We start from the raw sequence: 9,321 nt of genomic DNA on the forward strand, positions 1-9,321 counted from the left end.
CTCGGCCTCCTTCAGGATGCCGATGATCTGCTCTTCCGTAAACTGCTTCCGCTTCATTCCGTCCGTCCCTTCAAGGGCCGGTCTCTAGTTCCAGGTGGATGAAGAAACGGGGGTCACGTCAGTTCATGAACAAAGAGGCGTGTAATCGCTACTGCGGACTCACGAGGCCTCTGGTGACAACGCTCTGGTCCTCAAGAACACTTGCAGCATTCTTCAGAATGCCGGATTTCAACGCTGAACCCAGTCGCCGACGCGGAGGCATGTCGATCCTGAAAAGACAATGCGACCGCCGGACTTTCAGAATGGCGTAGTTCGATAGCGCGTAAGCAGCGCACCGTCATCCCGAGGACAGGTTGAATTCCCTAAGGAGCTTCTCGACTTCTGTGCCCTCCAGCTTGCTCATCGCTAGCTTGCGCAGGAAAGCCGGACCCGGTAACTCGATGTGCTTCCCATCGCGCAGAGGGGTAATGGCGCCAAGCAGCGTGCGAATGTCATAGGTCGAGTTGAATACCTCGGGCACGCCGCGCTCGACGTTCATGAGCGTGTAGACGGCCTCCATCGGCGTTCTCACCGAATATTCGGTCGTAAAGATGCAATCGCGTTGCTTGGACTCGGCGAATTGGCCGATGAAGGCGAAATTCACTGCCCCTTCCGGAACCACGTCCGGGCGGTCGCCGGCCTGACGTGGCATAAAAAATGCGGTGATATAGGGCATCATCGTCGGAACCGTATTGGCGCCAATTGCGGCGAGCTCCGGGATTTCCTCGACCGGCACGCCAAGGTGATAGAGCCACTCTTGGGTGATCTCCTCGCCGGTGCACTCCTGCATCGGCTTCTTCACATAGTCGCCGGGGCAATCCACGAAGAGCGCATAGAACCAAGCGATCATCTGGTCCTTGGGCTGCTTTTTAAAATGCGGCTGCCGGTGGACCGTCCAGCTCAGCAGCCATGCAGAATCCTTCGCCGTGACGATGCCGGCCGAGACGATCTTGCCGGTGAAGGGGTTACGCTTGGTGATCTTCTCGACGTACCGCGCGATCCGGGGATCGCGCGCGGTTATCGATGCCGATGCCCATTTCGTCTCAGGAATATGGGCACCGAACACATCCGGGCGTCCGAAGGCCGGGTCCTTCGCCGCGATGCGCCGCCACAGATCCCAAGCCGGCGCCGGTCCCTCGTTTAGTTCCGCCGGGGTGTGGTGATCGCCATTGTTCGAGTTTTCGGTCAGCGAGCCGATGGTGATGAAGACGAGATCGTCGGGGCCAAGATCGACGCCGCCTTCCTCGCCCTTCTCCCTCCAGTGAATTCGGGTCGCTTCCTTGTGGCCTTCCCGGATGTCGAAATCCACATCCGTCACCTCAACGCCGTAGCGGAACTGAACGCCGTGATCGGTCAGCCATTTAACCAGCGGCAGCACCATGGACTCGTACTGGTTGTAGCGATTGAACTTCAACGAAGAGAAGTCCGCGAGATGAGCGATATGGTGGATAAAACGGTGAATGTAGAGCTTCATCTCGAGGGCGGAGTGCCACTCTTCGAAGGCGAACATGGTGCGCCAATAGAGCCAGAAGTTGCTTTCGAAAAAGTCCTTGCTGAAGACCTCGTTGATCCGCTTGTTCTCCATCTCTTCGCGCGATGCCAGGAAGACCGAGATCAGGTCCTTTTGCGCCCGGGCGCTCAGCGTCAGCAGATGCTTGTCCGGCACGTCCTGGCCCTGGTTCTGGGTCACACGCTGCAAGGAGATGTTCGGATCATCCTTGTTGAGCCGGTAGAATTCGTCGAGGACGCTGGCATCCTCGATCTCCAACGACGGGATCGAACGGTAGAGATCCCACAGGCATTCAAAATGCTCCTCCATCTCGCGGCCGCCGCGGATGACGAAGCCCTTCTCCGGCACGTCGAGACCATCGAGTGCGCCACCGGGAAGATCCAGCTCTTCAAGAATGGTGATGCGCTCGCCAGCAACACCGCCGTCGCGGATCAGGAAGGCCGCGCCCGCCAGTCCGGCCAGCCCGGAGCCGACGAACCATGCCGTCTTCCTGTCAGCGCCATCCGGCTTGCGGGGGCGGACGAAAGCTTCATAGTTTCCGCTGCTGTAATGCATGGCAAGCTCCTTCTAACGCCCCCGACGGCGGGGATCTGACTTCGCCTGGCTACGAAGCACCGTCGCGCTGAGCCTTTCCGTTTCGATCAATCGTTTCCCTGCGGACGCGCATAGCAGAGGTTGCAAAGAAAGGGAACCACACGGTTCCCTTGTGTGTTGTTAGTTGCTAATCTCTTCGAGCACGTTGGGTCGAAGCGCACTTGAACAAGGTCAGCAAGCGAGGTCAGGGTTGAAAGCACCGCTTCTCTATTCGTCCGACATCGAGACGATCGCCGAGGATGAAGAGCGCCTGACGGCCGAGATCGTCGAGCAGATGGCGGCCGGCAACCGCTGCGCTTTCGAGCATCACCGTCACGCGATCCGCGACGCGCATGCCAAGTCACATGCCGTCCTGAAGGGCACATTGACGGTTCACGACGATCTGGCGCCGGAACTGCGGCAGGGTATCTTCGTGCGCCCAGCCACGTATGGTGTGGTCGCACGGCTGTCCTCGGCACCCAGCGACATTCATTCGGACGCGATCCCTGCGCCGCGAGGCTTCGCGATCAAGGTGATCGGCGTCGAAGGAGAGCGGTTGTCGCCCGATATCGGGGGCGCCAACCAGGATTTCCTGATGGTGAACTTTCCCGTCCTCGCCTTTGGCACCATCGCCAAATACAAGCTGATGCTGAGCCTTCTCGAGGCGAATGCGCATGCGCCCGACACCTTCCAGCGGCTGATCGCGGGCACTGCGCGGGGTGCCAAGAAGACAGTGGAGGCGTTCAGGATGACGCCGGGGGCGACACTCGAAGGTTTGGCGCGCGACAACCATCATCCGCTCGGCGAGAGCTACCATACGCAAGGTGCTATCCGCTTCGGTGACCATGTCGCCAAGCTGGCGCTGTCCCCAGCTTCCGATAACGTCCGGGCCTTGACGGGACAGCCGGTGGGCAAGACGGATTTCTCCACGATGCGGGATGTTATGGTGGAGCATTTCGCCGGCCAGGGCGCGGAATATGCCCTGTCGGCGCAGCTCTGCACCGATCTGGCGGAGATGCCGGTCGAGGATGCGGCGGTACGCTGGGACGAGAAGGTGTCGCCGCATCGCCCGATCGCGACGCTGCGGTTCGCAGCGCAGGACGCTTACGCCCCGGCACGCCAGGTGTATGGCGACGACGTCCTGTCTTTCAATCCATGGAACGGCGTAGAGGCGCACCGCCCACTCGGCCAGATCATGCGCATCCGCCGGGCGGCTTACGAACGCTCCACCAGCTACCGCCATCGGATGAACGCGCGCCCCCGGATCGAGCCTGACCGGCTCGATGACATTCCCGATTGAACAAGCAGGAGGTCGTGATGACCACAGACAACAAGGACCCGCGCCTCGCGGATGAGAGCAAGCTTCAGGAAATCCGTCGCCGGGTGGAGGAAGTCGCCGCCGATGCACCCCACCTCGCCAAGATCGCGCTCGAGGCGATGATCCGCAAACATAATCCGGACCTGAAGGGCAGCGCCCGGTCGGCCGGCCGCGCCGGCAAGCAATCCGGCAACGTGTCCGAACTCACCGCCATCGCGACGCTCAAGCCGGGCGGCGCGGAGCGCCTGCGACGGATCTTCGATCTCACCGCCGGCAACATGGACGGCGCCCAGCGCGTCTCCACCCTGCACGACATGCGCTTCGTCTTTTTCGACGATGATACGCGCATCCTGTTCGCGACCGCTTACGACGGCGACTGGGACGCCTACATCAATGACTTTGCGACCAAGATCCCCGAGCTCATGGACCTTCTGTTCGCCAACGTCGAAGGCTGGCCGGGGATCGACAGCCCCAAGGTGAAGGATTTCATCGCCGACCACCAGATCGACGCTGCCGGCTGGTTCGTTGCCAATCCGCAGGTGACGGTGGTCGACGTACGCCGCTTCCAGCGAATGGAGAAGGCGCTCAACGTGTTCCTCGATGCAGAGGCCGCCAACATGGGCATCGACCCGACGACCAAGGCGGCGCTCGACCAACTTACAGACGCCATCTCCAAGCCGGAAGGGGTGGATTACTGACATGAGCGTTCTGGCGAACCTGAAGGCGCGCTTCAGCCGGGAGCGGGTCAAGCTGCAGCTCGACGACATCCAGGCCCTGATCCTGCGATCGCGGCCCGAGCCCTATGTCGGCCTGCACGCGATGCTGCACGTCGATGAGGCGGAAGGCGGTCGCGATCTCGTCCGCCGGCTCGCGCCGCACATCCCCTCGGCCCACGATTGGACGGACGACATGGACGCTTGGACCGGCGTCGCGATCAGCCATGCCGGCCTGAAGGCGCTGGGCGTGCCAGAGGCATCGCTGAAGAGCTTTCCCCTGCCGTTTCAACAGGGCATGGCCGCCCGAGCCGAGCAATTGCGCGACTTCGGCGAGAACGCACCCGACCGGTGGGAAGATGCCTTTCGGCCCGGCACCTGCCATATCGCGCTGACGATTTATGCCCGCGACGAAGCCGCGCTTGAAAAGGCGATCGAAGTTGCCATGACCGAGTTGGAAGCCTCGCATGGTGTCACGCTCGTCGGCACGCACAGCTTCGGGGCGGATGCCGATGCCAAGAATCCTTTCGGATTTCGCGACTCCATCTCGCAGCCGACAGTGGCGGGCGGCGGGGTGGACCCGCGGGGCGACGAGCGCGCGATCGCGGCGGGCGAGTTCATCCTGGGCGAAAACAGCGAGACCGGCGCGCCAGTCGCAATGCCCGAACCGGCCCCGCTCGGCCGCAACGGATCGTTCGTGGTCCTGCGCAAATATCAGAGCGCGGTTGGCGCCTTCAACGATTTCATCCGTGCCAACGCCGATAGCGAAGCCGACCAGGAAAAGCTGGCGGCCAAGATGTTCGGCCGCTGGCGCAGCGGCGCGCCGCTGATCCTGGCACCGGATCGTGACGACGAGGCGCTGGGGGCGGATCGATCACGCAACAACGATTTCAATTTCGCGGAAGATCCCAAGGGACTGGTCTGTCCGCATTCAGCGCACATGCGCCGTCTGAACCCGCGCGACAGCCAGTTGACGATCCTGACCGACGTCAACATCCACCGCATTATCCGGCGCTCTTCCACCTTCGGCCCCAAGTGGACTCCGGACGTGACGGCGGCCGACGATGCGAATGGCGATCGCGGCATCTTCTTCATCTTCATCAGCGCGCGGGCGTACGATACGATCGAGTTCCTCCAGCAGGAATGGATCAACCGGGGTAACTTCATCGATCTTGGCACCGAGAGGGACCCGATCGTCGCGCTGCACGAGGAGCCCGGGACCTTCACCATTCCGCAGGAGCAGGCGCGAAGGCGCGTCAACGGCGTGACCACCTTCAACCGTCTGATGGGCGGCGAATATCTCTTCATGCCGTCGCTGACGGCGCTCCGGTGGATCGGTGAAGCAGGCTGGCGCTGAACCGTCCGGCGGGCCCGGGGGGCGCTCGCAATACCGTTCGCATCGGCATGCCATCACCGTTTCGGCGGACGCGATCGACGAACTGGGCCACGTCAACAATGCTGTGTACCTGCAGTGGGTGCAGCAGGCGATAACCGCGTACTGGCGCGCGGTAGCGAGGAAGGAAGATGTCGACCGGCTTCGCTGGATCGTCGCTAGTCACGAGATCTTCTATCGAAAACCGGCCTATCACCGCGATAGTCTCATCGCGACGGTTCAGATTATGAAGCACACAGCGTGGCGAGCATGGTTCTCGACGCATATCGGCAGGGACGGCGAGACGGTCGCCGAGGTGCACTCGACGCTATGCTGTCTCGACGCGAGCTCGGGTCAACTCGTCCGCATCACTCCGGATCTGGCGCAGCCGTTCTGCCTGTAACAGGTCCGAACCTTAAAGGGGGCGGTTATCCCTCGCGAGCGGTTTTAATTGGATGTTGCGTGGCAGCCCACGAGCAGACGGCGCTCATGCTCAGCCTCTCGGCGGCGTCGGAACGGCTCGAGCGGTCGTCGCCGACGCCGACCAGGGGGTGGATGATTGGGTCTGCTGAAGGCCGAGGAAACGTCGCGAAGATCAGGGCGACCCGCAGCGCCAACGGCGGAGATGGGGAACGAGTGCTTCGCTGACCCGGTCCGCCGCTTCCTCCAGGAGCCAGTGCGACGCGCCCTGGAGCGGCAGGAAGCGGTAATCCGATAGGACGAAGTCCTTGGTCGCCTCGGCGGCGCGGCGGCCGAGCGCCTGATCCTCGGAGCCCCATATGAACAGGGTCGGGACCTGGACTGGGCCGGTGATCGCGTGCAAATCGAGCGCACGATACCAGTTCAGGCCGGCGGTGAGCGCACCGGGCACTTCCAAGCGCCGCACGTAGGTCTCGAGCCTCTCGGACGGCAGCTTGCCCCGGTAGGCGCGGCGCAGGGCGGCCGCGTTCTTCCGGAGCAGCAGTCGTTCGGCGATGTGGAACGGCATGCGGAAAAGGGATATGTAGCGCGACTTCCGCCGCTGATCGGGATCGGTACGCCTGGCGTCGAGCAGGGCATCGACGTGAGGGGTGGACAACACCGTGAGCGACAGGAGGCGCTCACGATGCGCGACGGCGAGCTTCCAGGCGACAATGCCACCCCAATCGTGGCTCACCAGATGGAATCGCTGCGCGCCGAGGGCATCGGCTACCGCCAGTGCGTCGTCGATCAGCTCGGATGTGCGGTAGCTATCGACGCCCAGGGGGCGTGCGCCGGGCGAGTAGCCCCGCTGATCGAAGGCGACGGCTCTGAAGCCGGCCCGGCTGACAGCGGCGATGATGTCTACCCACGCGTCCGCAAATTCGGGAAAGCCGTGGAGGAACAGCACCAGTTCGCCGTCTTCCGGGCCGCAAGTGATCGCATCGAAACGCATTCCGCGGACAGAAAACGGAAGGGGCGCGGTCTGTAGGTCGTGGATCAGCATGCGTTGTTGTCCTCGGCCGCGCGGAAGAGTTCTTGCCACCGCGCAAGATCGCGTCGCGCATCTCGGACGAAGGCCGAACGGCGGATCAGGCTAAGGAACAGATCGGCGATCCAGCCTGCCACGCGCGCCATCGGCCGGCGGAATTGCAGCAGCAGCACGATGCGCACCTCGTCCGTGTCGTTCCAGATCTCGTGCGGGTAGGTGTCGTCGAATACCAGTGCCTGGCCGTCCGCCCAGTGCAGCGTCTCGCTTGCCACCAACATTCGACATCCGTCCTGCCGACCGGGCACGGCGAGTCCGATATGGCAGGTCAGCAGCCCCTTGGTGACACCCTTGTGGCGGGGAATGTGAGCGCCCGGCGCAAGGATTGAGAAGAAGGCACTGTTGAGGCCGGGTACGGCGCCGATCAGCCGGCTGGTCGCAGGGCAGCGCCGACGATTTTCCTCGATCGACTGTCCATAGCCGACAAGGAAGAACGATCGCCAGAGACCATCGGCCGCGATGCGGGCATGATCGGGCGAGATGGCGTTTAACGGCGGCACCGCCTCGCGATGGGCGCATACGATGGTCGCCTCATGCGCAATGTTGCGCCACTCGCTCCGCAACAGGTGCACCCAGGGGAAATCGGCCGGATCATGCACCGGCCCGTTGCCGACCAGCGATCCACGCGTGACGATCGCATTGACTATCGGGCGCAGTTTCTTGCCCAGGCGCAGCGTAATCGGCCGCTTGGGCATGCTCGCCGCGCCAACGGAGGACCGCGCCCGGCCTAGACCGGGCGCGAGCGCGTTACTGATCACCGGCCAGCGCCGCGGGAAGGAGTGCCTTTCCGGCGGTGAGTTCCTGCTCTTCCTGCTGCGCCGCGCCGATGGCGATCTGCTTCAGCGCGGGATCGGTGCCATCCTCGGCATAGCCCTTGTACACCGACCAGGCACGGTCCTGCACCTGAATAGCCTGGGTAAGGAACAGGTTGTCGAAGCTGCCGCGCGGCGCCTTCTGCAACAGGCTGAGCAGCGAGGCTCGATCGGACGACAGCGCACTCGACGGCGTCCTGATCGTGCGCTGGTTGTCGCGAAGCGACGCAAGGAGCGACTTCTGGAGAGTGCGGTTCTCGTCCAGCACGCGCTTAGCATACGCCTTCACATCGTCGCGCTGCGCCTTGGAAAGAGCCATTTCGGACGCCTTGATCGCATAGGTATTGGCATCGGACGCTGCTGCAACGAAGGAGGGGGCACTCTGGCCCGCAATCGGGGGGGTGGTCTGCGCCGACACCGCTGTGACGGAAACGGCAAGGGCACTGGTCGCCAGGATCAACTTCAACATCGATCTTCCTCAAGCTAAAAGAACGGGGGTCAATCATTGCGCAACTGACCGCCCCAGAATGCGCAAGGGAACCGGACGGTTCCGTTAATCTCTTACCTCCCCGCAAAGATTTAGCGTAGGTGTGGATTGTGAAGTCGGGTGAGCGGCTGAAACTTGAGGTGACGGAAGGAATGGCCGCGATGGCCGGTGAGAAGGCGATACTGAAACGCCAACGCGGCCGGATAGGCAGGCCGAGTGCAGAAGAGGCGGCCAGTCTGGAAGAAAGGATCCTCTCCGCCACCTGGGACTTGCTGCTCGCAAAGGGCGCCGGCGAACTCTCGGTCGAACGGATAGCGCGTGCGGCAGCTGTTAGCAAAAAGACGATCTACACGCGATTCCATAACCGCAGTGATCTTTTGATGCGCCTTCTGCAGCGCAAGCTGGAACTGGAAGAAGACGGACTTCATGAGGACGTGCATGTGGACGACTTTCGCGCCGCGTTCTGCAGCGTTGGGAGGCGTATCCTAACCTTCTTGATCAGTTCGGAGCGTCAGGCGATTGCTGCGGTGCTGACGGAACTACCGGACGCGCGTCATGACGCCTGGACCTCTACCTATGCTGTCGGTCTGCGCGCGATTGACGCCTTACTAGCACATCCGGGTGCCGCGATCGCGCTAGCGCATACCGATTTGACGACCTTTCGTCACGCATTCTTGCACTGTTTGATCGGCCGGGCGGAGAACGTGCTGCGCGCTCCTGAAACAGATCAGTCTACGAGCGAGGATTGGATGAAGGCATTGGCAGAGCTATTCTTACGGTATGGTCCAGTATAGTAGTCGTTCGTGCATTATGACTGCTAAGCGGTGCCTCTTCGAGTCTCTCCTCGGAATGGAACTGACCTGACTAGGTGTTTGATCCCACGGTTTGATGGTGCGATCCTTTCGTTGGAATGGAAGGAAGCCGTATGGGACAGGTACGTCACGGGAGCGCCACGACCACGCACGCTGTCCGAGCAGCAATACAGCGATC

9 protein-coding genes are annotated in these 9,321 nt (G+C 62.3%); 5 read left to right on the forward strand and 4 right to left on the reverse strand.

Annotated elements, in window-relative coordinates; translation table 11 throughout:
* Positions 1-337 precede the first annotated feature (337 nt).
* Positions 338-2,104, reverse strand: a complete 1,767-nt coding sequence (locus MHZ35_RS17160) for an oleate hydratase (RefSeq protein ID WP_132884460.1) — start codon at positions 2,102-2,104, stop codon at positions 338-340.
* A 229-nt stretch (positions 2,105-2,333) separates the two neighbouring features.
* On the opposite strand from MHZ35_RS17160, the gene MHZ35_RS17165 reads away from it, so the two are divergent.
* From MHZ35_RS17165 to MHZ35_RS17180, 4 genes are read left to right on the forward strand one after another with little or no spacing between them, the layout of a single operon-like run.
* Positions 2,334-3,422 (forward strand): catalase family protein, encoded by a 1,089-nt coding sequence (locus MHZ35_RS17165; protein ID WP_239436748.1) that lies wholly within the window; start codon positions 2,334-2,336, stop codon positions 3,420-3,422.
* 17 nt (positions 3,423-3,439) lie between these two features.
* A complete protein-coding gene (locus MHZ35_RS17170; protein ID WP_125944062.1) occupies positions 3,440-4,138 on the forward strand; it encodes a hypothetical protein in 699 nt (232 codons plus the stop codon).
* Between the two features lies 1 nt (position 4,139).
* Complete coding sequence (locus MHZ35_RS17175; protein ID WP_239436749.1) at positions 4,140-5,510, forward strand: Dyp-type peroxidase; 1,371 nt, start codon at positions 4,140-4,142, stop codon at positions 5,508-5,510.
* Positions 5,491-5,928: a thioesterase family protein gene (locus MHZ35_RS17180; RefSeq protein ID WP_132884459.1), complete on the forward strand. Its 438-nt coding sequence runs from the start codon at positions 5,491-5,493 to the stop codon at positions 5,926-5,928. The genes MHZ35_RS17175 and MHZ35_RS17180 overlap by 20 nt, the downstream gene beginning before the upstream one ends.
* A 192-nt stretch (positions 5,929-6,120) precedes the next feature.
* Here the strand turns inward: MHZ35_RS17180 and MHZ35_RS17185 are convergent, their stop codons facing one another.
* Genes MHZ35_RS17185 through MHZ35_RS17195 form a run of 3 tightly spaced genes read right to left on the reverse strand, consistent with a single transcriptional unit; the run spans position 6,121 to position 8,304 of the window.
* Complete coding sequence (locus MHZ35_RS17185; protein ID WP_125962482.1) at positions 6,121-6,990, reverse strand: alpha/beta fold hydrolase; 870 nt, start codon at positions 6,988-6,990, stop codon at positions 6,121-6,123.
* On the reverse strand, positions 6,984-7,727 hold the full coding sequence (locus tag MHZ35_RS17190) for an aspartyl/asparaginyl beta-hydroxylase domain-containing protein (protein WP_125962481.1): 744 nt from the start codon (positions 7,725-7,727) through the stop codon (positions 6,984-6,986). Before MHZ35_RS17190 ends, MHZ35_RS17185 begins: the two co-directional genes overlap by 7 nt.
* Before the next feature lie 52 nt (positions 7,728-7,779).
* Positions 7,780-8,304 (reverse strand): DUF4142 domain-containing protein, encoded by a 525-nt coding sequence (locus MHZ35_RS17195; RefSeq protein WP_239436750.1) that lies wholly within the window; start codon positions 8,302-8,304, stop codon positions 7,780-7,782.
* Between the two features lie 137 nt (positions 8,305-8,441).
* On the opposite strand from MHZ35_RS17195, the gene MHZ35_RS17200 reads away from it, so the two are divergent.
* Positions 8,442-9,125, forward strand: coding sequence for a TetR/AcrR family transcriptional regulator (locus tag MHZ35_RS17200; RefSeq protein WP_239436751.1), 684 nt, complete (start codon positions 8,442-8,444; stop codon positions 9,123-9,125).
* Positions 9,126-9,321: the final 196 nt, after the last annotated feature.

Origin of the sequence: Sphingomonas sp. ACRSK, assembly GCF_022346685.1 — a bacterium.
Classification (GTDB): domain Bacteria; phylum Pseudomonadota; class Alphaproteobacteria; order Sphingomonadales; family Sphingomonadaceae; genus Sphingomonas; species Sphingomonas molluscorum.

Excerpts from the sequence above, each read along its gene's own strand:
- MHZ35_RS17160 (WP_132884460.1), bottom strand. The coding sequence starts at position 2,104 with ATGCATTACAGCAGCGGAAACTATGAAGCTTTCGTCCGCCCCCGCAAG.
- MHZ35_RS17170 (WP_125944062.1), top strand. The coding sequence starts at position 3,440 with ATGACCACAGACAACAAGGACCCGCGCCTCGCGGATGAGAGCAAGCTT.
- MHZ35_RS17175 (WP_239436749.1), top strand. The coding sequence starts at position 4,140 with ATGAGCGTTCTGGCGAACCTGAAGGCGCGCTTCAGCCGGGAGCGGGTC.
- MHZ35_RS17185 (WP_125962482.1), bottom strand. The coding sequence starts at position 6,990 with ATGCTGATCCACGACCTACAGACCGCGCCCCTTCCGTTTTCTGTCCGC.
- MHZ35_RS17190 (WP_125962481.1), bottom strand. The coding sequence starts at position 7,727 with ATGCCCAAGCGGCCGATTACGCTGCGCCTGGGCAAGAAACTGCGCCCG.